Genomic DNA, 22,612 nt, shown 5'->3' on the forward strand with positions numbered 1-22,612 from the left:
ACCGGTGTGACGGTGAAGGTGAGCCGTTCCGGAGCCGGACGAAAGGCGGTGGGAGACATGCAGCCGCCTCTGGTCGTGGGCGTCGACGGATCGGACTGCAGCCTGGTGGCGGTGGACTGGGCGACCGACGAGGCGGCCCGGCACGGGCTGCCCCTGCGGCTGCTGTACGCCTTGGGAGGTGAGCGGGACGAGGACGACGTGCTCCCGGCCGTCGTGGCCACCGCCACGGAACGCGCCCGGCACCGCAACCCGGGCGTGACGGTCACCGCCGACGTCCTGCCCGAGGACCCGGTGGACGCGTTGCTGCGCGCGGTGCACCACGCCTCCGCCGTGGTGACGGGCAGCCGTGGCCGCGGCCGGCTGACGGGACTGCTCCTCGGCTCGGTCAGCCTCACCGTCGCGGGCCGTGCCCGCGGGCCGGTGATCGTGGTGCGCGGAGACCGGGCCGGCCTGGAGGGCACGCACGAGCGGATCCTGCTCGGCGCCGGCGAGCCCGGCACGAGCGGCGCGGCGGTTCGGTTCGCCCTCCGCGAGGCGCAGGTGCGGCACTGCGTCCTCGACGTGGTCCGTGTCTGGCACCGCCCCGCGCACCGGCCCGTCGAACACCCCCTGCTGACCGGCGGCCCGGCCCTGTGCTGCGAGGAGCGGGCGGCCACCCTGATCGACGCCCTGCTCCAGGACGCCTTGGCCGACCATCCGGACGTGCGGGTCCACCGGTCCACGGTCGAGGGAACCGCCCGCAGGGTCCTCCTGCACCGCTCGGCCGCCGCGGACCTGGTGATCATCGGTGTCCGGCGCGGCCACGACCGCCGGGCACTCCACCTGGGCCGGGTGGCCCACACGCTGCTGCACCACGCCGAGTGCCCGGTGGCCGTCGTACCGGAGTCGCACTGAGGGTGGGGCAGGGACGTTCGGGTCCCCCGGCATGGGCTGTTCGGCCTCAGCGGCGGGGGAGCGGGCGCGGTGCACTGGAGGTGTCGGCACAAGCGACCGCACCCCGAGGAGGCACGGAAGGCGGAGGCCCGGCACATCGAGGTGGAGCACGGCGCGTGATCGCCCGCCGGCGCCGCGCGCCGAGTCTGGACGGTGACATCGTGAACGCAAGGCAACGGCTCGCGGACGGCGTACGCACCCGGCGCGGTCGTACGGTCACCGTCTCCGGGTTCACACCCGAAGGAATGCCCCCGAACATGGCGCGCGTCGTCCTCGGCATCACCTGCGAACCCCGCGACCGGGCCGAGACCCTGGCCTCGCTGACGCCCGAGGAGGCCCGGCGTGTCGCCGGAATGCTGCTCCACCAGGCCGCCTCCTTCGCCCCACGGGTCCCGGGGCCGCCGGGCCACGCGGACGCCGTGCCGATCGCCGCGGACGCGTACGAAGTGCGCCTGCGCGGCCACATACTGGCCGTGGACCAGCCGGTGCCGGACGGCGGTACCGACACGGCCCCCACTCCCGTGGAACTCCTCGTGGCGTCGCTGACCGGGTGCGTCGCGCACTGCGCCGGCCGGTTCCTCGAGCGCCACCACCTCAGCCGTGAGGGCCTGCGGATCGAGACCGACTTCCGTACGGCCTCCGGCCGGGCGCCCCGCCTGAGCTCGGTCCGCCTGCGGGTGCGCGCGCCCGCGCTCCCCGCCGGACGACGGGACGCCCTGCGGGCGGCGGTGTCCCGCTGCACCGTCAGGAACACCCTGGTCGCACCGCCGGAGATCGTCATCGCCCTGACCGACGACGGGACCGGAGAGGCTTCGCCGGCCGGTCCGGCAGACAGCCGCCGATGAGCGCAGGCTGGAGCATGCAGCGGTGGGCGGGGGCGACCGTTGAACCTGCGGACGTGGCGGCGCGAGCGGTGCTCTCGCAGGAGGGCGTCGATCTGCAGACCGGAGCGCTGCTCTCCTGGGAGAGCGGTGCTCAGGCTCTGGTGCACTGCTCCATCATCGGTGAGTCTCCCAGAACCGCCACGGTCACCGGTTCGCGCGGCCGCATCGACATTCCGCACACCTTCTTCCATCCCGATCGCTTCGTACTGCATCGCGACGGGCGCGAGCCCGAGGAGTTCACGGCCGATCCGGCGAACGGCCCCGTCAACAGCTTCCGCCACGAGGCCCTCGAGGTCATGCGTGCCCTCCGCGCCGGTGAGACCGAGTCTCCGCTCGTCCCTCTGGACGGCACGCTCGCCGTCATGCGGACCCTCGACGCGATACGGGACCACATCGGCGTCCGCTACCCCGGAGAGGCCAACGAGCCCGCGGCCGCGCGGGTTTGAGCGCGCGACAGGCGTACCGGAGGTCAGGGGCCGAGCGCGTCACGCCGCGAACCCGGCCGAGGTGATCATTCCGATCAGTGCCCCCTGTGTCGCAACCTCGGTAGCCGAGCCGTATCCGCCGGGTATCCCGAGCCCGCGGATTCACCCGCGTACGCGGTGTCGATCGGCTTTTCGCCCCGTGAAGCCGACGATCGCAGGGATGGCCTCGCCATCTATTCCCAGCGGTTCCGGTGAGGTGTTTCACGCTCTCGTTTATTGTTCAACTATATGGGGCGCGCGTAGCTTGGGTGACGCCGAAACCCGGCACGTTTCATTGTTCGCAGTCGCAGACCAGCGGACTGTGCGAGGAGAGAAGAAGACCATGGGAAAGCTCATGCGGCGTATCGGGACCGGAGGCGTTTCCGCGATATTCGTAGGAAGCGCTCTCCTCGCCGTCGGCGGACCGGCTGCCGCGGCCACCCCCCAGGCGGACGGACACTCCACCGTCAGGACGGTTGCCGTCCAGGATCCGAAGGCCGTCGCCGTCCACGGCGGATCCCAGGACCGGAGCGAAGGCCACCGTCATGCGGGCGAGCGCCGGACGAACGGCCGTCCCCTCGACCCGTGGATCGCGGACCAGCTGGCCGTGCTCGATCCGTGGATCGTGGATCAGCTGGCGTTGTTCGCGCCTTCCGCCGCGGTCACGGCGACGCCCTGACCTGCTTCGCACTCACTGGCCGGCCGCGCATTCAGGAACCGGTGGCGGCGAATCCGTCGCGAGCCTGGTCGAAGACGGGTCGGTAAGCGTCCCATTTCGCGTCCGGAGCCGAGAGATGGATGTCGTACTCCCGGCCGCCTTCACGGCCGTAACCCAGATCGACGGCGCGGAAAACGCGGACCCGTCCTTTGAAGGTGAACTCCCACACGGCCGCAGGTTCCCCGTGGAACGTCGTCTGCTGCATACGCAGCCTCCGGTACGTCGGGTAGTTGGCCTTCGTGTTCGTCTCGATATCCAGGAAGTGCGCCTCGGGGTTGGCCCCCGCGGGGTCCACCGTGCCGATCGTGATGCCTGCCAGACCCGTCGGGTCGGTGTAGGTGACCTCGTCACCGGTGCGCGGGCCGGCCCTCCAGCCGTCCGGGATGGGGAGAGAGACGCCGAGCCGTTCGTCCCCGACCCGGTGGTAGCCGGCGGGCACGGGCGATGGGGGCATCGGTTGCCGTGGTGGCGCGGCGGGTCTTCCGGGCGTCGGGCGCGTGCTCAGCGTGCTGCGACGGCCGTCACAATAACCGCCCTCGGTGAAGGTCCCCGGTCAGCCCCTCGTGGGGTCTGACAGCGGCCCTTGACAGACTGCGCCCGACGGGAGGCGGCAACAGCTGTCCGGGGCCCCGGACGGCCCTCACTTGTTGACGCGTACACGTACGCCTTCTGGTGGACGCGTGTAGAGTCCGGCACACTCCCTTCTGCGCCACCTGCACACCCTCGTCGGCATCAGCAGGAGGAATCCGAATGAGCAGTCCCGCCGCCCAGTTCCGCCTTCGGCTGCAACCGCGCGTCCGGGCCGTGGTCGGCATCCTGGCCCTCGTCCTGACGGTGCTCTTCGCGCCCGGAGTGGGTCTGGCCTCGTCGGACAACGCGTACGCCGTCACCAAGTTGACCCAGGCCCAGGCGGAGAGCATGTTCCGCAGTGCCGGCATCACCTGGTCCTCGTCCGGCAACTGCACGAACCGCAACAACTCCACCTGTACGTCGTTCGAGCAGCTCAACCTCGCCACCGCTCAGGGGGCCGTCACCCTGAAGAAGGCCAGCGGCTGCGCGCTCAACATCACCGGCGGCACCGAGACGGGCCACGCCAGCGGCACGTACTCGCACTGGAACGGCTACAAGCTCGACTACAGCAAGTACACCTGCATCGGCAACTACATCAAAACCTACTTCAGCTATTCCGGCCTGCGCGGGGACGGCTACCCGATGTGGACGTCCGGTTCCGGCAACGTCTACACCGACGAGGGCAGCCACTGGGACGTCCTCTACTACAACTGCGGCGGCTGCTGACCGGCGCGCCCCTGGGGCAGACCGCTGCGACCCGCCGCGTGCCGTTCGGCAGGCGGCGGGTCGGCTCCTGTTTTCTGTCGGCCCTCGATCCGAGGCCGAAACGCCGAGCGTGTCGTCGCCCCCTCGAGGAGGTCGCATTCCGGCACCCCCTGGTCCGCTCATGCCTTCTTCCGCGCGAGGGGTGTAGGGCCGCCGACGAGTGGGGGAGCGGATCTCCCGGCGGATCGGTGGCGTCCGAAGCACCGCGTGGGGGCGTCACCGTTTGATCGTGCCGATGAGCTGTGGCAGCGGATCGAGCCGCTGTTGCCGAGGCGGGAGCGCAGATTCCGGTACCCGGGCCGGAAACCGCTGCCGGATCGACAGGTGCTGTGCGGGATCCTGTACGTGCTGTACACGGACATCCAGTGGGAGTACCTACCGAAGGAACTCGGGTTCGGCTCGGGCATGACGTGCTGGCGGCGGCTGCGGGACTGGAACGAGGCCGGGGTCCGGCAGCGGCTGCACGAGGTCCTGCTCGCCGAGCTGAACGCGGAACGGAAGCTGGACTGGTCCCGCTGCGTCGTCGATTCCTCGCACGTCAGGGCGTTAAAAGGGGGAGCCACACGGGCCCGTCGCCGGTCGGCCGGGGCCGGGCCGGTTCCAAACACCACTTGATCACCGACGGACACGGCACCCCGCTCGCCGTCATCCTGACCGGTGGGAACCGCAACGACGTCACCCAGCTCCTGCCTCTGCTGGACGGCGTCCCGCCCGTCCGCGGCCGGGTCGGCCGGCCGCGCCGCCGAGCGGTCACGCTCTACGCGGACCGCGGCTACGACCACGACCGCTACCGCAAGAAGGTCCGGGCCCGCGGCGTCGTGCCCGTTATCGCTCAGCGCGGCACCGAGCACGGCTCCGGCCTGGGTGCCCACCGGTGGGTGGTCGAACGAACCTTTGCCTGGCTGCACGGCTTCCGCCGGTTGCGCGTGCGCTGGGAACGACGAGCGGACATCCATGAAGCGTTCCTCAAACTCGCCTGCTGCCTGATCACCCACCGACAACTCAAGTCATTGTGTCAGCCGTTGTTATTCGCTCTGGACCTGTGCCTTGTTGATGGCGGCTTGAAGTTGAAGCCAGGTTGGATCTGTTGCGCTGGCCGTGGTCACCGTCGCCAGATCGTCTGCTTCCCATGTGCGGGTTCCGTCGGTCAGGACAAGGTGCGTCTCCAGGTCGTCGCCGTCGTCCGGAATCTCGGCGGTGGCGTCCAAGAACGCTATGGCTGCAGCCCTGGAGACGTCCCTGCTTGTGGTGCAGGTCTGCGTGGAGCCGGAGAGCACGGACAAGAGCACCAGATCCCCCCCACTGCCGGCAACGAGAAGCTCGCCCGTCGCCGTGGCGGCCAGCGCGGACAAGCGGGACCCGGTCAGCACATCGTGCTCGACCGCTTGCCGGGTTTCGAGGTCCACCTCGACCAGCGCCCCCGCGGGCGTTGCGATCCACAGCACGCCCGGTCGCGATCCGAAGGCGATGTTGTGACGCGACCAGGCTTCCATCTGGTCAAGCCACTCCTGCGGGTACGGATAACCAGGGTTGGGGTCGCCGAGGGTTGTGGCCAGAACCCGGTGCAACGAAGGAAACTCGAAAACCGCCACCGAGTTGCCGTACGCGTTGCCACGGATCGCAATATGACGTCCGTCTGTGCTGAAGAGTGGAGTCTCGTAGCCGTCGCAGTCCAGGATCAGCGCCCGGCGGAGCGGCCGCATCACGGCAGGCGCGGTCCCCTGATCGACGCGCGCGAAAAGGCAGTGCGTGGCCCCCTGGTCGCTGGCGAGCGTCGCAACAAGTCCGCCCCCGGGATGCTCCGCCACTCCTGTGTCCCACGGGGGTCCGGCATCGATGGTTCCGGAGGCAAGGTCAAGGACATCCGAGCTCTCCCACCCGCCGCCTTCGTCGCGAAAGGACGGTGAACCCCACAGGGTCTGCCCGTCTGGGCTGAAAGCAAGACTGCGGTAGGAGGCCGTGGCCGCAGCGCCTTCCGGTTCGGAGACCCCAGCAGGAGTCCACTGCCGCAGTCCATCTTCCCCTGCCACGACGAGCAGTGGCTGGTCCGGATGCCACGCCACAGCGGGCGTCCGCTCTGCCCGTTCCCACCCAAAGGCGTCTCCATAGGCGTTCGACGTGAGGCCCACGGAGCCGAGTTCGCGTAGCTGCCCCGCGCCGCAGTCCCAGATGTGGACTGCCGGACGCTCGGAGTCCGAGCAGGCCACCAGCGGAAGCCGCGGATGGCATCTCAGCTGTTCGAAAGAGCGCTCGCCGCCAACCAGCCCACGTGCCACTACTCCAAGATCAGTCACCCAGCACCCTAGTTCTCGCTGGCCTGCGTCGCGAGGCCCTCACCGGCATGCGTTCCCGCCCGGCGCAGATGTGAGCGCTGGCCCCGCCAACTCAAGCGCTCGCTCACCAACTGAAGCGCTCCTTACCTTTGTTGGCGGGTTGATTCCGGTTCTTCGTACGATCGGGAGACCCAGGGGCCTGGGTGTGGCTGAAAGCGCTCATGCCGTACGTGTGGCTTTGACTGATAGGCCGCCCAGCGCCCCGCGACGACACGGCCACTCATTGGGATGAGCGAACAGAAGTCGCTTCGTAAGGACACGTCGGCGTGGTCGTCTGCAGGGACCAGTCAACCGATCGACGAGGGAGGCTCGGGTGCCCGAGCTCTGGGCGGGGACGGATGCCGGCAAGGCCGCGCACCACTGCACGGTGATCGACACAGACGGAAGGAAGGTGCTCTCGCGTCGAGTACCGAACGACGAGGCTGAGCTGCTGGAGCTGATAGGCGACGTCCTGGCCCTGGCTGAGGATGATCCGGTGACCTGGGCAGTCGACCTGAACGCGGGCGGAGCCGCCCTGCTGATCGCATTGCTCACCAGTCACGGCCAGCGGCTTCTCTATATCCCTGGCCGCACCGTTCACCATGCCTCCCGCAGCTACCGAGGCGACGGCAAGACCGACGCGAAGGACGCCTACGTCATCGCCGACCAGGCACGGATGCGCCGGGACCTGCAGCCTCTGCAGGACTGGGACGAGATCGCGGTGGACCTGAAGATCCTGACAGCTCGCCGCTACGATCTGGCGGCCGACCGCACGCGGGCCATCAACCGGTTGCGGGCCCAGCTGCTGGAGTACTTCCCCGCTCTGGAGCGGGCGTTCGACTACGCCGCATCCAAGGGGTCCCTCGTCCTACTGACTGGCTACCAGACGCCAGCCTCCCTTCGCCGGATCGGTCCGAGTCGACTGGCGAGCTGGTTGAAGAACCGCAAGGTGCGCGGCACCCAGGCCTTGGCCGACACCGCAGTCGCCGCGGCGCATGCCCAGCACACTGCTGTCGCCGGGGAGGCCACGGCCGCAGCTGTGGTCCACACCCTGGCCAAGGCCGTACTGGCGCTGGACGAGGAGATCGCCAGCGTCGACCTGCAGATCGCTGCCCGATTCCGCGAACATCGCGACGCGGAAGTGATCACCAGCATGCCTGGAATGGGCCCGTTGTTGGGGGCGGAGTTCATCGCCTGCACCGGAGGGGACATGAACGCCTTCGGCAGTACGGGGCGCCTCGCCGGAGTCGCCGGTCTCGCGCCGGTCCCAAGGGACTCAGGTCGGATCAGCGGCAACATGCGTCGACCACACCGCTACCACCGCCGACTGTTGCGCGTCTGCTACCTCTCGGCCCAAATCGCCGCGCGCTTCTGCCCCACGTCGAAGCGGTTCTACGACCGCAAGCGAGCTGAGGGAAAGAGTCACAAGCAGGCGATTCTCGCCCTCGCCCGCCGACGCCTCGACGTCCTGTGGGCCCTCATACGCGATCAGCGAACCTTCCAGACCCTGCCCCCTCCGCGCAGTCTCGCCAGGGGTTGAGCCTGTTGCGCTCTGACGATGCCTGCTGCCTGCTGCTGTGATGCACCTCAGTTCCTGATGAGAGGCTCATAGGGGTGACCCTCCGGCGTGAAGATGAGCACGAAGTCCTCTCCCACCCGAACGGCCACCTCCCGCAAGCGGGCCAAGGCATCGGCCGGGTCCGGAAGGTCGAGGCCAAGGGCTGCGGCGGCACGATCTCTCCGGGCGACGAGGTCCGGCATGTCCTCCAGGTACTCGGCTGCGAGCTCGCGACTTTCCTCGTCCGTGAACGCTTGGCAGTCGCGCCACCACGGAGCGACCAGCAGCAGTCGCAGGAGCTCGGGCAGGCCGATCGCAACCAGAGCAGCGCCCCCTTCGGAGTCGGCATAGAGGATAGGACGTTCCTCGCCGCCTTCACCGCAGAAGAAGAACGTTCCCCCGGCACCGTCGCCGGCGAACCCTTCAAGCGCGGCACCCGAGGCGAGGTGAACTTCCTCGCCATGGTCGCCTCCGTCCAGGTCGAAGTCACCCGGCCAAGCAAGAAAACGGGCAGCTTCGTCCTGCTCGCGGACGGCACCGATCAACGATTCCATGAGCTGCAGCCTAGGGCCCGCTGGTTGACAAGCATCATTGGGAGTCAGTCACAGTAGTTGATGCTCGCCATATTCAGGTCCTCCGATCAGAATTCAGGTCGAGGTAATCAATGTCGATAATGGCGGCGTCTGAGCTTGGCGTTTAACGTCGCAGGTCACTCGACCTGCTGAGATCCCCGGGAACCGGGGGCACATGACGCGGCCGTTCTTCACGCTTCGAGATGTCGAGTAACGAAGCACGAGAACGGCCGCTGCCCATGAATCTCCCTGTCGACACGCCCGCGGGCGAGGCATTGAGCGTATGTCCCGCTTTCGGGTCGACTTCTACGACTGCCTGTACAGCCGTGCCGATGCGCTCTTCCAGCTCACCGACGCAATCTTGTGCACGGACGGGCCGGTGAAGACCCTGGTCGAGCTCTGTCTCGCGGTCGAGCACCGACGCGGGCATGGGGCCCCTGTATGCCGCGTTGGAACCGGGGCTGGCTGGAGCCGTCGCGGTTGCGCCACACGCTGGCCAGCCTGCCGCTGCCGAGGGCGGCCGACGGGCGGATCGTGCTGGCCGTGGATGTCAGCAACTGGCTCCGCCCGCACGCCTCGACCAGCGACGACCGGCTGTTCTGCCATGTCTACGGGCCCGGAGACCGTAAGACGGATCAGTTCGTGCCGGGCCGGCCGTACTCCTTCGTCGCCGCCCTGGAGACCGCCCCGGGCCTCCTGGGTCGCGTTGCTGAACGCCGTGCGCCTCGGGCCGGCGGACGACGCGACCGCCGTCACCGCTGCCCAATGCTCGTCGTCGGCGTCGACGAGACCATCCAAGACCCGCCCCATCATCTCCGGATCAGGCTCGTCGACCGTCTCGCTTGAGGATGCGGTAGACGGCAGGGCCGCCACCGGTGAGGCCCGCCCACGCGGCTCCGGGCTGAGAGCGCGGTCAAGGCGCGCCGCAGCGGTGTCACAGTATCTCCAGCGGCCGCCTGCTCCTCGGCGGGGGAAAGGCACGGTCCAGGGTCGCGAGGTCCTCGGCGGTCAGGTCCACCTGCAGAGCCGCCCTGTTCTCCTGGACGTGCTCGCGGGAGGACGCCTTCGGGATCGCGATAACGTCGTCGTGTCGCAGGACCCAGGCCAGGGCGATCTGCGCGGGCGTCGCGCCGTGGGCGGCGGCCACCTCCCGCAGCGCCGCGTTGCCGAGCAGACGGCCCTGCTCGACCGGTGAGTACGCCATGACGGGGATCGACAGTGCACGGCACTTGGGCAGCAGACTGTGCTCCGGTCCTCGACGGCTGAGGTTGTACAGTACCTGGTCGGTCTGCGGCTCGGCTCCGGACGGCAGGTCCGCGAGATCCTCCACGTCCAGGTTGCTCACCCCCCACGAGCCGATAGCGCCCTCCCGCACCAAGGACTCGAACGCCTCGACCGTCTCCTCCAGCGGCACATCCCCGCGCCAGTGCAGCAGGTACAGATCGATCCGGTCCGTGCACAGACGGCGCAGGCTCCCCCGGCACGCCTCGGCCACTCCCCGGGCGTCCGCATGCGACGGCAGCACCTTGCTCACGAGGAAGACCTCGTCCCGCCGTCCGGCCACCGCCTCGGCCACCACTTCCTCCGCCGCGCCGTCTCCGTACATCTCCGCGGTGTCGATGAGGGTCATTCCCAGGTCCAGACCGACGCGCAGGGCCGACACCTCGGCCGAGCGGCGCCCGGGGTCCTCCCCCATCCGCCAGGTGCCCTGACCGAGTACCGGGACCGCAACCCCGCTGGGGAGGACCACCGTCCGCGGATCCGCCATGGCTTCCTCCTAGCTGTAACGGTGGCGAAGACTGCCGACCACCCACTGCATTCCGACATACATCTCAGATCGCCCCTTCCGGCGGTGAACGGCGCTCCGTCCTGTACGCCGCACGGCCCTGAGCTGGTGCCGAAACGGATCGTCCCGGGCACAGTGGATCTGTCACAGTTCAGCCGGGCGCCGCAGAGGAGACCATGGCATGACTCAGGGCAAGCGCATCCTCATCACCGGAGCGGGGTCAGGCTTCGGACGAGGTGCTGCACTGCGGTTGGCGGGACGTGGCCACCATGTGATCGCCGCGGCGGAAAACCGGCCGCAGATGACTGAGCTCATCCAGGAGGCGCAGCAACGACCGCATGGGCAACTCCATGCGGACCTGGTTCGACCCGGACACCAGTTTCAGCGCGAAGCGCTTCACCACTGACCTCGGAGTCGAGGTCCACCTCACTGACGACTACGGCGAGCTGACAGGAGGGGATCAGGAGGATCCCGAGGAGATCGAGGAGTTGTTCGTAGAGCTCGCCGAACGGGAATCGGGCCCCTTCCGCAACTTCCTCCCCGCCGACCGCATCGAATCCGTGAAACACCATCAGGCCGCCATGTGGGATCTGCCTCGGTGAGGATAGCGCCCAGTGGATGCCGTGCACCACGCTCGGCGGGCTGCTGGCCTTGGCCTTGCACGCCCGTATCCGCCGACCGGGCAGTCAGCCGAGCCGAGACTGACCGGGACATGGCGCGGACAGGCCGGTTTCGCCCCGGGACCGCCTTCGCCTCCTTCGACGGTGTCACCCGATCCCGGCTTCCTCGGGCCTGACGAACAAGCACACCGGTTCAAACGTGGCGGCATCGATGATTGAACCGAGTGATGCCCACAGCATGCGGCTGCCGCCACGAAGACCTGCCGGATCAGCGAAAGCACAATCGAACTCGGAAGAGTTCTCTCAAACGGGCTTACACGACATGGCGGCCTCCGGGGAAGGCGGGGTGCACCGGCTTCGTCGCACGTCGCCCGTGCCCGTCGTCCGAGCGGGCTGCGCCGACTGCTCAGCGGGGCTAGGCAGTTTCGTTTGGATCAGCGGGCAGACCACAGGAAGATGTCGGCGATGTGGAGTCCGGCCAGGTAGATGGTCGCGGTCTTCTCGTAGCGGGTCGCGATGCCCCGCCACTGCTTGAGGCGGTTGATGCACCGCTCGACGGTGTTGCGCTGCTTGTACGCATCGCGGTCGAAGGCTGGTGGCCTGCCGCCCCGACTGCCCCGCCGCAGCCGGTGTCCTTGCTGATCGGCCGGAACGGGGATCACTGCCCCGATGCCGCGCTTGCGCAGATGGCTGCGGATCGCGCGGGAGGAACCGGCCTTGTCCGCCAAGACCACGTCCGATCTGGTGCGGGGCCTGCCACGTCGTCGGGGAACGCGCAGGCGGGCCATGACGTCGGTGAAGGCGGGTGCGCCGCCAGCCTGCCCGGCGGTGAGATGGAAGGCGAGGGGGCGGCGATGGTCAGTCCGCCGCGGGACCGGCCGATGGCGTGGTCGTCCGGTTCGCCGGCTGGAGCCCCACCGACTGATCCAGACGAAACTGCCTAGCCGAGTGCTGCTGCCGGCCGCAGGTTCTCCTCGAGTCCTTCGCCCATCGCCGCGCAGGCCAGTGCCCGTCCCAGTCGGGGTGCCTGTTTGAACAGGTTGTGTCCGGCGGCGAAAAAGATCCTGTCGGCCTCCCAGACCGCCATGCCGTCCTCGCTCCACGGCAGGCTTGTCACCCAGCAGTGCAAGTGCTCGACGGGCTCGGGGTCGAGTCCGGGCAACGCGCGCGAGACGTACGCTCGGGCGCGGTTGCTCAGTGCCACCAGTGCTGCGGGGTCCGCGAAGCTGCCGTCCTCCCGCACCTCCACCGTCTGGCTGAGGCCCACCGCGTACCGGCGGTTGCCCGGATAGGGGGCCGCGTAGACGCCGGTCTCCCCGAAGTCGCCGCTGCCGTCCTGCAGGCAGGCGACCCGTTCCGGAGGGGCTCCCCTGACCCGGAAGGTGAGGCGGACATGGGCCGCCGGCCGCACGGGCAGCGAAAGCCCCACGTTCCGCGCCAGACGCGCGGTGCCGAGGCCCGCGCACACCACGGCCGCCACGTACTCCTCGCGGCCGGCGGCGCTGAGCACCTCCACCGTGCCGTGGGCGGTCGGGCGGAGCGAGATGACCTCGTCCGTGACGACAGCATCACCCAGTGCGCCGGCCAGGCTCTCGACTGCGACACGGGTGCGGATGGCACCGCCGTCCTCGTCGAGCATCGCGGGACCGCAGTAGTCGGCAAGCAGCGGCATGCGGGCGCGAAGCTCGGCACTGTCCACGGTCCGGACCGGTACGCCACCGACATCCTGCAGAATGCGCAGCCTCTCCGGAACACGACCGCCCAGGGCGACCACTCCATCGCTGGAGATCAGTTCGGCGCCCAACCGGTCAGCCCACTCGTCCCAGACGGCGCGACCCTGTCGGGTGAACTCCACCAAGCGGGCGTCGTCGTGCGCGTGGCGGAATATGCGGGACTGGCCACTGGACTGCCCGTGACCCGGAACGCCGCTTTCGTACACCCGCGACGCCGTTCCGCGTTCGGCCAGCGCATAGGCGGTGCAGAGCCCGACGATACCGGCTCCCACCACGGCCACCTCGGGGACCTGGGCCATTCCATCGCCTCACTTCACGTCCCGCAGCGGGATCAGGTTCATCCGGCGCCGCCGCGAACTGGGTGACTGGACCCGATGGGCGGCACCGCCGGGCTCTCCGTGATGCGGCGGCGGAACCGCGTCTTCTTCAGCGTCACACCAGTCCGGGATTTGTCAACCGGCCACCTCAGATGGCGGCCGTGGCCGACTGGCGGAGTCGCGGGGGCGGATGTCGTGGTCGAGGCTGGGGAGGTATCCGAGCAGGACATCGGCCGGTCTGGTGAACCGTGGCTGTCCAGACCAGCGGGCAGCCGGGTGTCCGCTCAGTCGAGGTGTCGACCCGCCGTGCGTGGTAACGGCGACCGGAGCGCTGGGTGGTGGAACGACCTTGCATCATGATCAGCCAGGCAGCTGCCGCAGTCAGGAACGCCGGGACAGGCACCGACTCCAACGGTGACGCCGATGCTGCCGCGGCCAGCATCATCCTGCACATCAGGTCCCGGCTCATCGCGTGCTCCGCCGTTCTTTGGCCAGCCCCTACCGTGCGGGGTGCCTCTATGCCCTTGGTCAAGCCTGAGTGGTCATGCGGGGGCGGTCTCGGGGGTGCGGGGTTCGTAGAAGGTGCCATCGCGGAGCATGGCGAAGAGCACGCTGATGCGGTGGCGGGCGAGGCGGAGGAGGGCCTGGGGGTGGGTCTTTCCGCGGGCACGGCATTTGTCGTAGTAGGTGCGGGATGCGGGGTCGTGCAGGGCGGCGAAGGCCGAGAGGAACATGGCCCGTTTGAGCTGCCGGTTTCCGCCTCGGTGTGCGTGTTCGCCGTGGATCGAAGTCTCCGAGGACTTCGTTGTCGGGGCAAGCCCTAAGCCAAAACAGCGGCCGCTGTGCCAAAGTGTCGGCACGCGGACTGTCCGACGGCGGTTTGTCGCGACCGCATTGTTGGGCAGGGTGGCAAATAGGGGGTCATGTGCGGCGTGTTCGGCTCGATCGCCACCACGTAGGGGTCGCGGCGCGGGCCACCAGGTGGGCGGCCGGTTGGCCTTCGGTGTGAAACGGCGGATCGGCAGGCCCTTGGGGCAGGGTGGGAGTCGGCTGGTGGGGCACGGTGTGCGGCGGATGGTGCCCGCGGTGCTGCCCCGGTCGCTGCGCGCGTCGCTCGGGCCGATCGCGGCCCTCGCCGCGCTGCTCGTCGGCGTGCTCGGGATCCTGTACGCCGGCCACAGCGAGCCCGGCAGGGTGGACAGATGGATCATCCAGCCGACGGCGGACAGTGTGCGGCCGCCGTGGCGGTACGTCGCTCTGGCCTTGGACTTCTTGGGGGAGCCCGCCGGATCGGCAATGCTGATCGTGGCCGCCGTGGCGGGCTGCCTGCTGCTTCGGCGTCCTCGCGCAGCGGTGCTCGTCGTTGCCGGCGTCGGCATGACCGTGGGGACGGCGACGCTGCTCAAGCACGTAGTGGGACGCACCATCCACGGCGACGGCAACCTGTCCTACCCGAGCGGGCACACCGCCTTCTTCACCGCGCTCGCCCTTGTGGCGGCGCTGCTCGCGACCGGCCGGCTCGGCCTCGGCAGGACGGCCGGCACGTCACTCGTGCTAGCCGCGGCGCTGGTGGCCGGCGCCGCGATGGGGTGGGCGGAGGTCGCCCTGGGCGCGCACTATCCGACCGACGCCCTCGGCGGCTGGTGCACCGCGCTGGCGGTGATTCCGGCGACCGCGTGGCTGGTCGATCGGACGGCCGACGCCGGTAGGCAGGAGCTCCCTTGACGTCACATCACGCCAAGCGGCGGAATACGGGCTTCACCGGTCGTCCGCCCAGCCAGGAGGTGGGGTCACCGGCGTCCAATGCCTTCCGGTACACCGCACACGCCTGGGCCACCACGTCGACGGTGTGATCGATGTCGGCGTCGCTCAGCGCGCTGCTCACCACGAACGACGGGGCGAGCACCCCGCCCGCGACGAGCCGGCGCAGGAACAGGGTGCGGTACTCCTGCGACGGCTGCCGGTTCTCGTCGAGGGTGGCGAAGACCAGGTTGCTGGCCCGGCCCCGCAGGAGGACGTGGTCGCCGACGCCCATGCCGACCGCGGCGTCCCGGACACCGGCGGCCAACCGCTCGCCGAGGTCGTGCAGCCGCGCGGTGATGCCCTCTTCGACGTAGGTGGTCTGCACGGCCATCGCGGCTGCCAGCGAGTGCGTTTCCGCACCGTGCGTGGTGGACAGCAGGAACACCCGGTCCCCGGAGTCACGCAGTCCGCCCCGTTCCATCAGCTCGCGGCGCCCGGCCAGCGCGGAGACGGCGAACCCGTTGCCCAGCGCCTTGCCGAACGTGGAGAGGTCGGGGACCACGCCGTACAGGCCCTGGGCGCCCGCCTCGGACCAGCGGAAACCGGTGATCATCTCGTCGAAGATCAGGACGCAGCCGTGCCGGTCGGCCAGCTCGCGCAGCCCGGCGAGGTACCCGGGCGGCGGCTCGGTGTGGGAGGCGGGCTCGAGGATCAGGCAGGCGACCTCGCCCTCGTACCGGGTGAGCAACTCCTCCGTGGCGGCCAGGTCCCCGTACGGGAACGCCACGGTCAGCTCGGTGGTCGCCGCCGGAATGCCGGCGGACATCGGCGTGGTGCCGATGAACCAGTCGTCGACGGAGAAGAACGGATGGTCGGCGCAGATGGCCACCCGCGGGCGCCCGGTGACGGCGCGGGCGAGACGCACCGCGGCGGTGGTGACGTCTGAGCCGTTCTTCGCGAACTTCACCATCTCGGCGGTCGGCACCGTGGCCAGGAAGCATTCCGCGGCCTCGACCTCCACGATGGACGGCCGGACGAAGTTGCTGCCGCGGTCGAGTTCCCGCCGCACCGCCTCGATCACGCGTGGGTGGGCGTGGCCGAGGCTGACCGACCGCAGGCCGGAGCCGTACTCGACGTAGCGGTTGCCGTCGATGTCCCACACGTGGGCACCGCGTCCGTGGCTGATGACCGGGGCCAGGTTCTCGGGATACTGGTCGTCGCCCTTGGCGTAGGTGTGCGCGCCCCCGGGGACCATGGCGTGCAGCCGCTCGTTCGCCGTCCGCGACCGGGGCAGCTGGAACTGTTCGGTGGCCAAGCCGACTTCACCCTTCCATGTGCTTGAGGACCTCGGCGAGGCTCGGCGCCTCCCGGTCCCGCTGGGACATCGATGTAACCGGCAGCGGCCAGGGAATGGCGAGCTCCGCGTCGTCGAAGGCGATCGTCACGTCCTCGGCCGGATCGTGCGGGCGGTCGATCCGGTACGAGGTGTCGGCGGTTTCGGTCAGCGCCTGGAAGCCGTGCGCGCACCCCGCCGGGATGTACAGGGTCGCCTGAGTCTCGCCGGACAGCTCGAAGGTGGCCCGACGCAGGTAGGTAGGCGAGTTTGGCCGCAGGTCCACGACGACGTCGAAGATCCTTCCGTACGAGCACCGCACCAGCTTGGCCTCGCCGGCTCCGGCGCGCAGGTGCAGACCGCGCAGCACGCCCCGGACCGAGCGCGACACGCTGTCCTGGACGAAGGCGTTCGGGTCGAGGCCCACCGAGCGGACGACGTCGGCGTCGAAGGTGCGGCAGAAGAAGCCGCGTTCGTCGGCGTACGGCGTGGGCTCGAACAGGTACGCGCCGGCGATCGCCGGGACTTCGGTCGCTTTCATCAAGCCTTCCGCAGGGTGTGAGCGTGGTCGGTCGTGGGGAACAGGGCCGCGGTCAAGGCGGCGAACTGGTCTTCGAGTTGCCGGGTAGCGGCCAGGTTCCGCTCGGTGAGGGTCTGCCGCAGCTCGCCCGATCGCTTCTCCAGCGCCCGGAACTGCTCGAGCAGCCGGTCGGCGTCGACCTCGCGGGCCGGGTGGCAGTAGGCGCCGAGGCCCATCCGGGCCATGAGCGCGTCGCTCTTCGCCGCATAGCTGAGTGCGAGCACCGGCGTGCCCGTCTTCAGCGCGCAGATCAGATTGTGGTACCGGACCGCGACCACGGTGTCGGCAGCCGCCATCTCCTTCATCAGGTCGGCCAGTGAGGACGGCTCGGCAGCGGTGACCAGCGGCGAGTCCACCGCGTCGAGGATCGCCGCGACCACCGACGCGTCGCACTCGTCGCCGGTGAGCAACCGGACCGGCCTGCCCTCCTCGACCAGCGCGCGGACGAACCGGATCGTCCCGTCGAGGTAGCGTCGGTATATCTCATCGGCCCGGGCGCGGTCGTCGTTGCCGCCGTGGAAGTCCATGACACCGACACAGACCGGGCCGGGCGAGCCCGAGGGCGCGCTCGCCGGCGGTGTCGGCAGGGAGAACGCGAGGTCCGGGTAGACCTCGTCGCGCGAGGTGTCCACGCCCATCGCCCGCATCGCGTCGCGGGACTGGGTGTCCCGGTACGACCGGTAAGCGGCCAGCCGGGCCGACCAGCGCACCAGGGCCCGGGTCGGCCGGTTGCCGATCTCGGCGGCGCCGACGCTGACCAGCGCGACCCGGGTGCGCAGCAGTCGGCCGCTCGCGCAGAGCAGAAACAGCGAGTACGGGAAGCCCCACGGCCGCAGGGGCAGTGTGGCCTCCAGGACGCCCATGCCCGGCACGATCACCACGTCGTGCCGCCGCACCCAGGCGGCGGTGCGGAAGACGTCGACGAGTTTGCCCAGGCCCTTCGACGCGATCGCGCCCGCACGTGACGCGGTCCGGTACTCCGCGCGGTTCCAGTGCAGCCGCGTGGCGGGGATCCCGAACCGGGTCGTCACGGCCTCGGGTCCGCCGCACAGCGCGTCCACGACCGCCTCCGGGTGTTCGGCGCGGAGGTACCCGAGCACGGCCTCGAGCGACCCGTCGTTGCCGAGGTTGCCGGAACCGAGCAGGCCGAACACCCCGACACGCACCAGGGTTTCGTCCGCGGACGTCATGCCTGCCTCCACTCGCGGCCGGCGACGAGGGCGTCGACGGAGACCGTGAGCAGGGCGGGGTCGACCGGGGCGCGGTCCTCGACCCGCTCGCCGGCGCCCGGCCGGACCCGGCTGGTCATCCAGGCGGCCAGGTGTCGGTAGCACGCGCGCCGGTCTGCCGCGGACAACGGGGCCCGCCTGATCGCCGAGGCGAAGCCCCAGACGTACTCGGCCAGCAGCCGGGGCGTCGGATGCAGCGGGCCTGCCCGGCGCGGGTCCAGGTTGACGCACCGGGAGCGCTTGGAAGGGTTCGCCCGCTCGGCGCGGGTGGGGTGGTCGCGGCGGAAGTACAGCAGCTCCGGCACCTGGTGGAAGCGCCCGTGCAGGGTGATCTCGGCGACGAACGTGCGGTCCGCGTGGTGGTAGCTGTCCATCGGCTTCACCCGGCGCAGCACGTCGGCCCGCAGCACCCCGTAGAAGTCGTCGCCACCGGGCTCGAACAGCAGACTGCGGAAGCGCTCCGGCGCGTGCGGCGAGTCGGTGGCGAGCGTGTACTCATAGGGGACCTTCACCTGGCCGTCGCCGTCGATGACCGCCTGGTCGGCGTGCGCGAGGATCACGTCGGGCCGCTCGTCCAGCGCCTCCACGCAGCGCCGCAGCAGGTCGCGGCCGTAAAGGTCGTCGTGCGAGGCCCACTTGAACAGCTCGCCGCGGGACTCGGCGAACACACGGTTGTGGTTCGGCGTGGCGCCGATGTTCCGGGGCAGCCGGATGTACCGGATGCGCGAGTCCTGCGCGGCGTACTTGCGGCAGATGTCCTGGGTCCCGTCGGTCGAGGCGTTGTCGGAGATGACCAGCTCGAAGTCCTCGTAGGTCTGGCCGAGCAGCGCGTCGAGCGACTCCGCCAGGTACTCCTCGCCGTTGTACACGGGCAGGCCGATGCTCAGCCTGGGTCGGTCGGTCATGCGGTCCTCACTTCGGGGATGGGGTTGTGGTGGTGCTCGCGCAGGGCGGACCGCAGTTGCAGCCACCACACGGCCGAGCCGCTGACGGTCGCGGCGGCGACGCCCCAGGCCGAGCCGACCGTGCCGGCCAGGGCCGCCCCGCCGAGCCCGCCGCTGACATAGCAGGCGGAGGCGAACAGTTGGCAGCGCAGACTGCGTCGGGCCGCGCCGAGCGCGCGCAGCCCGGCCGCAGCGCCGGTGCCGAGGCCCGCGCCCGCGACGCCGAGGGTGATCGGCACGATGAGCTGCGCGGCGGAGTGCCAGACGCCGCCGAGCACGAGTTCACCGAGCCGGTCCGGCATCAGCAGCAGCGCCCCGCCCCAGAGCAGCGCGGCGGCGGCCTGCCCGCCGCCCAGCAGGAGGCAGAACGAGCCGAGCCGGTGCGGGGCCCGTCGCAGCACCCGTGCCGCCTCCGGGACGGTGACCAGCGACAGGCCCATCAGCACGGCGAGGAACGGGCCCATCAGGAGCTCGGCGCCCCGCACCGCACCCACCGCGCCGACCCCGACGATCGCGCCGAGCCCGTACGCCCGCAGCTGGCTCGCGCCGCTGAGGCAGACGTTCTCGGCCAGGTACCGGTAGCCGAGATCGCGCTGCTCGCGAAGCCACCCGCCCGCCTCGGTCGTGAGGGGCCGGATGCCGGACTGGAGGCAGCCGTACGCGGCGGCAACCGCGGCGGACGCGCCCCAGGCGAGCACGAAAGCGGCCACGGTGCCCACGCGGGCCGCCACGATCATGGCCGGGACGAGCGCGACACCCCACACGACGTCGTTGACGAACGCCTTCCGCCCGGTGCCGGCGGCGAAGAACGAGAACCGCCAGGCATCCTGCAGCAGCAGTCCCGGCAGCATGACGCCGAGGCAGGCGAACGCGGGCCCCACACGGCCGCCGAGGCCCAGCCCGCCCAGCACACACACCGCGCCGAGGGCGGCACCGACGCCGAGCGCGGTACCCGACGACCGGGCCACCGCCTGGCGCCAGGACGCTTCCGGCACGCCGCTGAAGCGCACCACGAGCGGGTCGGTGGCAAGGCCGCGGGAGACGTTGAGCACCACGCCGTAGGTCACCCAGGCCAGGCTGAACACGCCGAACGCGGTCACACCCAGCGAGCGGGCCACATAGATGCCCACCACGAAGTTGGACATGCTGGAGGCCGCCTGGTCGGCCAGTCCCCAGGACAGCCGGCCGACGAGGGCCCGCTTGGCGGATCCGGCCGGTGCCGTCGTCTTCTCCTCCTCGGTGGTCATCGGCGTCATGCCTTGATCAACCCGGCGCCGTGCAGGGCGCCGGCCGCGACGGCGATGGTGTCGAACGGCAGCCCGGACCGCTCGGCGACGTCCAGCAGACTGTGCCCGCCGTCGGAGAGGTTGAGCACCCAGAGCATGGCCATCTGGGCCTCCTTGGTGTCGCTGCGCCCGCCGAGCGCGTCGTACAACCCACGTCGGCCCAGCTGCGGTTCTCCGTAAGGGCTGAGGTTGAGGTACCTCCGGTTGCGGTCGAGCACGGCGAATGCCTCGCGGCAGACGGCGAGCGTGTCCGCCATCGCCTCCGGGGAGACGAAGTCCAGGTTGTCCGCCGAGGTGTGGTACTCGGGATAGCCCGCGTACGGCGTCCTGGTGAGCGAGCCCACGCCGAGATCGAACCCGGGCGAGCAGAACTGCCGCTCGTCGTAGCCGTACGGGGTGAACTCGTTGACATGGTGCGGGCGTTCGGATGCGGTCAGCACGTGCCGCATCACCCGGTCGATCTCCGCGTCACCGCGTCTGCTCTGCTTGTACGTCAGTTGGCCCGGATCCCCGGCGCAGGCCAGCACGAGGCCGTGCTTGACCCGTTCCACCCGCTCCGCATTGCGGGCCAGCCAGGTGATCGCCCCGATGGTGCCGGGCGCGAAGATGAACCGGTAGGTGTAGTACGGCGTCTGCCGCGCCAGCGCCCGCGCCAGGAACGTCGCCACCGCGACGCCGGCCATGTTGTCGTTGGCAAGCGACGGGTGGCAGACGTGGCAGGAGACGATCACCTCGTCGGCCACCTGCCCGGGGACCACGTGCTCGGCGTAGGTGAGGTGGCCATCGGCGAGTGTGGAGTCGATGTGCACCTCGTACTCGCCGTCCGGCATCGCGTCCAGGGTCTCCTGAGCCAGGCAGAACCCCCACTCCGGCTTGTAGTAGCTGGTGCGGTACGGCACCCAGGACGGGTGGTCCGGCAGGGTGTGCAGGTGCGCGCGCAGCTCGGACAGGGGCATGGTTGCCGACACAGGGACGCTGTAGCCGAGGACGTGCAGGCTGGACGCGGTGAAGTCGACGACCCGGTTGCCGGCTGGGTCGGCGATGTACGCGTCCCGGATGTTCCACTCCTGCGGCACGGTCCAGTCGAGCACCTGGGTTCCGGTCGGCACCTCGTGCACTTGCAGCGGGATGTACTCGCCGACGATGTCCAGGGTGGCGCGCACACCGTCGCCGGTGATGCTCCGGCAGAGCGGGTAGAGCCGCTCCACGAGGGCGTACATCTCCTCGCCGTGCTCGGTCACCGGCGCCACCGCAGGGTGTCGTCGACGGCTCCGGCGTCGGACGCCGCGCGCAGCACGGCAAGGCGGGTGAAGCGTCGCTCGAAGTCCTCCCGGGTCAGCCCGTGTTTCCCGTAGGCGTCGGCGAGTTCGAGCGCGCCCTGCTTCACCGTCCACTCGCAGTCGAAGCCGGGCACCGCGGCGCGGAACCGGGAGAAGTCGACCCGGTAGGAGCGCGGATCGGCACCGGTCTCCCCGGTGATCACGACCTTCGCCCCGGACACCGCCTCGGCGACCTGCCCGGCGATCTCGGCGACCGTGACGTTGTTGGTCTCGCTGCCGATGTTGAACGCCCGGTCGTGCACCGCTTCCCGCGGCGCGGTCAGCGCGGCCGTGAACGCTCGCGCGATGTCGACGGCGTGCACCAGCGGGCGCCAGGGGGTGCCGTCGGAGAGCACAAGCACCTCGCCGGAAAGGAGCGCGTGACCCACCAGGTTGTTCAGCACGATGTCGGCGCGCAGCCGGGGCGAGTAGCCGAAGGCGGTGGCGTTGCGCATGTACACCGGGCTGAAGTCGCCGTCGGCCAGTTCGTGCAGGTCGTCCTCCACCCGCACCTTGGACTCCGCGTACGGCGTCACCGGGCGCAGCGGGGCGTCCTCGGCGACCAGATCGTCGCCGCCGGCGGCGCCGTAGACCGAGCAGGTCGACGCGTACAGGAAGCGCCGCACTCCGGCGTCGCGGGCCAGCCGGGCCAGCCGCACGGACGCGTGGTGGTTGATGTCGTAGGTGAGCTCCGGCGCCAGCGATCCCAGCGGGTCGTTGGACAGGGCGGCCAGGTGGATCACGGCGTCGACCCCGGCCACGTGTTCGGCCGTGATATCGCGCAGGTCCACCCGGTGCCCCTGCGGGTCCGCGGGCGTCGGGCCCAGCACGCAGTCGGCGAACAGGCCGGAGTCAAGGCCGACGACTTCGTGTCCGGCGGCCGTGAGGACCGGGGCCATCACGGTGCCCAGGTAGCCCTGGTGTCCGGTCAGTAGTACGCGCAAGG

20 protein-coding genes and 5 pseudogenes are annotated in these 22,612 nt (G+C 70.1%); 11 read left to right on the forward strand and 14 right to left on the reverse strand.

Annotated elements, in window-relative coordinates:
• Positions 1–57: 57 nt before the first annotated feature.
• From ACFYZE_RS08400 to ACFYZE_RS08415, 4 genes and pseudogenes are all read left to right on the forward strand, one after another.
• A complete protein-coding gene (locus tag ACFYZE_RS08400; protein ID WP_388990155.1) occupies positions 58–894 on the forward strand; it encodes a universal stress protein in 837 nt (278 codons plus the stop codon).
• A gap of 200 nt (positions 895–1,094) precedes the next feature.
• A complete protein-coding gene (locus ACFYZE_RS08405) occupies positions 1,095–1,778 on the forward strand; it encodes an OsmC family protein (RefSeq protein WP_388990157.1) in 684 nt (227 codons plus the stop codon).
• Between the two features lie 41 nt (positions 1,779–1,819).
• A pseudogene (locus ACFYZE_RS08410) lies at positions 1,820–2,263 on the forward strand (gfo/Idh/MocA family oxidoreductase); the annotation flags it as partial.
• Positions 2,264–2,624: 361 nt separating this feature from the next.
• The gene (locus ACFYZE_RS08415; RefSeq protein ID WP_388990158.1) at positions 2,625–2,960 is read left to right on the forward strand and encodes a hypothetical protein; all 336 of its coding nucleotides are present in this window, start codon (positions 2,625–2,627) and stop codon (positions 2,958–2,960) included.
• A gap of 31 nt (positions 2,961–2,991) precedes the next feature.
• Here the strand turns inward: ACFYZE_RS08415 and ACFYZE_RS08420 are convergent, their stop codons facing one another.
• Complete coding sequence (locus ACFYZE_RS08420; protein WP_388990160.1) at positions 2,992–3,453, reverse strand: serine/threonine protein phosphatase; 462 nt, start codon at positions 3,451–3,453, stop codon at positions 2,992–2,994.
• Between the two features lie 296 nt (positions 3,454–3,749).
• On the opposite strand from ACFYZE_RS08420, the gene ACFYZE_RS08425 reads away from it, so the two are divergent.
• Positions 3,750–4,295: a hypothetical protein gene (locus ACFYZE_RS08425; RefSeq protein WP_388990161.1), complete on the forward strand. Its 546-nt coding sequence runs from the start codon at positions 3,750–3,752 to the stop codon at positions 4,293–4,295.
• 246 nt (positions 4,296–4,541) lie between these two features.
• Positions 4,542–5,344 (forward strand): annotated as a pseudogene (locus ACFYZE_RS08430) (IS5 family transposase); the annotation flags it as partial.
• A gap of 15 nt (positions 5,345–5,359) precedes the next feature.
• Here the strand turns inward: ACFYZE_RS08430 and ACFYZE_RS08435 are convergent.
• Positions 5,360–6,142, reverse strand: a complete 783-nt coding sequence (locus ACFYZE_RS08435; RefSeq protein ID WP_388990599.1) for a hypothetical protein — start codon at positions 6,140–6,142, stop codon at positions 5,360–5,362.
• An 838-nt stretch (positions 6,143–6,980) separates the two neighbouring features.
• Between ACFYZE_RS08435 and ACFYZE_RS08440 the strand changes: the two genes are divergently transcribed.
• The gene (locus tag ACFYZE_RS08440) at positions 6,981–8,186 is read left to right on the forward strand and encodes an IS110 family transposase (protein WP_388990163.1); all 1,206 of its coding nucleotides are present in this window, start codon (positions 6,981–6,983) and stop codon (positions 8,184–8,186) included.
• 47 nt (positions 8,187–8,233) lie between these two features.
• Here ACFYZE_RS08440 and ACFYZE_RS08445 read toward each other — a convergent pair whose 3' ends face one another.
• Positions 8,234–8,758, reverse strand: a complete 525-nt coding sequence (locus ACFYZE_RS08445; protein WP_388990165.1) for a hypothetical protein — start codon at positions 8,756–8,758, stop codon at positions 8,234–8,236.
• 301 nt (positions 8,759–9,059) lie between these two features.
• On the opposite strand from ACFYZE_RS08445, the pseudogene ACFYZE_RS08450 reads away from it, so the two are divergent.
• A pseudogene (locus tag ACFYZE_RS08450) lies at positions 9,060–9,542 on the forward strand (transposase); the annotation flags it as partial.
• A 168-nt stretch (positions 9,543–9,710) separates the two neighbouring features.
• On the opposite strand, the gene ACFYZE_RS08455 reads toward ACFYZE_RS08450, so the two are convergent.
• Positions 9,711–10,544, reverse strand: a complete 834-nt coding sequence (locus ACFYZE_RS08455) for an aldo/keto reductase (RefSeq protein WP_388990167.1) — start codon at positions 10,542–10,544, stop codon at positions 9,711–9,713.
• Between the two features lie 199 nt (positions 10,545–10,743).
• Here ACFYZE_RS08455 and ACFYZE_RS08460 point away from each other — a divergent pair, with 199 nt between their 5' ends.
• On the forward strand, positions 10,744–10,968 hold the full coding sequence (locus tag ACFYZE_RS08460) for an SDR family NAD(P)-dependent oxidoreductase (protein ID WP_388990169.1): 225 nt from the start codon (positions 10,744–10,746) through the stop codon (positions 10,966–10,968).
• A complete protein-coding gene (locus ACFYZE_RS08465) occupies positions 10,901–11,164 on the forward strand; it encodes a hypothetical protein (RefSeq protein ID WP_388990601.1) in 264 nt (87 codons plus the stop codon). The genes ACFYZE_RS08460 and ACFYZE_RS08465 overlap by 68 nt, the downstream gene beginning before the upstream one ends.
• 452 nt (positions 11,165–11,616) lie before the next feature.
• On the opposite strand, the pseudogene ACFYZE_RS08470 reads toward ACFYZE_RS08465, so the two are convergent.
• From ACFYZE_RS08470 to ACFYZE_RS08480, 3 genes and pseudogenes are all read right to left on the reverse strand, one after another.
• A pseudogene (locus tag ACFYZE_RS08470) lies at positions 11,617–12,065 on the reverse strand (transposase); the annotation flags it as partial.
• Between the two features lie 57 nt (positions 12,066–12,122).
• Positions 12,123–13,214 carry an NAD(P)/FAD-dependent oxidoreductase gene (locus ACFYZE_RS08475; protein ID WP_388990171.1) on the reverse strand — a complete coding sequence of 364 codons (1,092 nt, stop codon included), beginning with the start codon at positions 13,212–13,214 and terminating at the stop codon, positions 12,123–12,125.
• Positions 13,215–13,774: 560 nt separating this feature from the next.
• Positions 13,775–14,053: pseudogene (locus ACFYZE_RS08480) on the reverse strand (transposase); the annotation flags it as partial.
• 253 nt (positions 14,054–14,306) lie between these two features.
• Between ACFYZE_RS08480 and ACFYZE_RS08485 the strand changes: the two are divergent.
• Entirely contained in the window at positions 14,307–14,957 is a 651-nt protein-coding gene (locus ACFYZE_RS08485) for a phosphatase PAP2 family protein (RefSeq protein ID WP_388990582.1), read from the forward strand.
• A 7-nt stretch (positions 14,958–14,964) separates the two neighbouring features.
• Here ACFYZE_RS08485 and ACFYZE_RS08490 read toward each other — a convergent pair whose 3' ends face one another.
• From ACFYZE_RS08490 to ACFYZE_RS08520, 7 genes are read right to left on the reverse strand one after another with little or no spacing between them, the layout of a single operon-like run.
• Positions 14,965–16,290 carry a glutamate-1-semialdehyde 2,1-aminomutase gene (locus ACFYZE_RS08490; protein WP_388990173.1) on the reverse strand — a complete coding sequence of 442 codons (1,326 nt, stop codon included), beginning with the start codon at positions 16,288–16,290 and terminating at the stop codon, positions 14,965–14,967.
• 7 nt (positions 16,291–16,297) lie between these two features.
• Positions 16,298–16,849: a dTDP-4-dehydrorhamnose 3,5-epimerase gene (gene rfbC, locus ACFYZE_RS08495; protein WP_388990175.1), complete on the reverse strand. Its 552-nt coding sequence runs from the start codon at positions 16,847–16,849 to the stop codon at positions 16,298–16,300.
• Positions 16,849–18,078, reverse strand: coding sequence for a polysaccharide pyruvyl transferase family protein (locus ACFYZE_RS08500; RefSeq protein WP_388990177.1), 1,230 nt, complete (start codon positions 18,076–18,078; stop codon positions 16,849–16,851). The genes rfbC and ACFYZE_RS08500 overlap by 1 nt, the downstream gene beginning before the upstream one ends.
• Positions 18,075–19,022 carry a glycosyltransferase family 2 protein gene (locus ACFYZE_RS08505; protein ID WP_388990179.1) on the reverse strand — a complete coding sequence of 316 codons (948 nt, stop codon included), beginning with the start codon at positions 19,020–19,022 and terminating at the stop codon, positions 18,075–18,077. The genes ACFYZE_RS08500 and ACFYZE_RS08505 overlap by 4 nt, the downstream gene beginning before the upstream one ends.
• Positions 19,019–20,317, reverse strand: a complete 1,299-nt coding sequence (locus ACFYZE_RS08510; RefSeq protein ID WP_388990181.1) for a hypothetical protein — start codon at positions 20,315–20,317, stop codon at positions 19,019–19,021. The genes ACFYZE_RS08505 and ACFYZE_RS08510 overlap by 4 nt, the downstream gene beginning before the upstream one ends.
• Positions 20,314–21,597, reverse strand: coding sequence for a DUF4910 domain-containing protein (locus ACFYZE_RS08515; RefSeq protein ID WP_388990183.1), 1,284 nt, complete (start codon positions 21,595–21,597; stop codon positions 20,314–20,316). The genes ACFYZE_RS08510 and ACFYZE_RS08515 overlap by 4 nt, the downstream gene beginning before the upstream one ends.
• The gene (locus tag ACFYZE_RS08520) at positions 21,585–22,610 is read right to left on the reverse strand and encodes an NAD-dependent epimerase/dehydratase family protein (RefSeq protein ID WP_388990185.1); all 1,026 of its coding nucleotides are present in this window, start codon (positions 22,608–22,610) and stop codon (positions 21,585–21,587) included. Before ACFYZE_RS08520 ends, ACFYZE_RS08515 begins: the two co-directional genes overlap by 13 nt.
• Positions 22,611–22,612: the final 2 nt, after the last annotated feature.

Origin of the sequence: Streptomyces sp. NPDC001796 (assembly GCF_042892355.1) — a bacterium.
Lineage (GTDB): Bacteria > Actinomycetota > Actinomycetes > Streptomycetales > Streptomycetaceae > Streptomyces.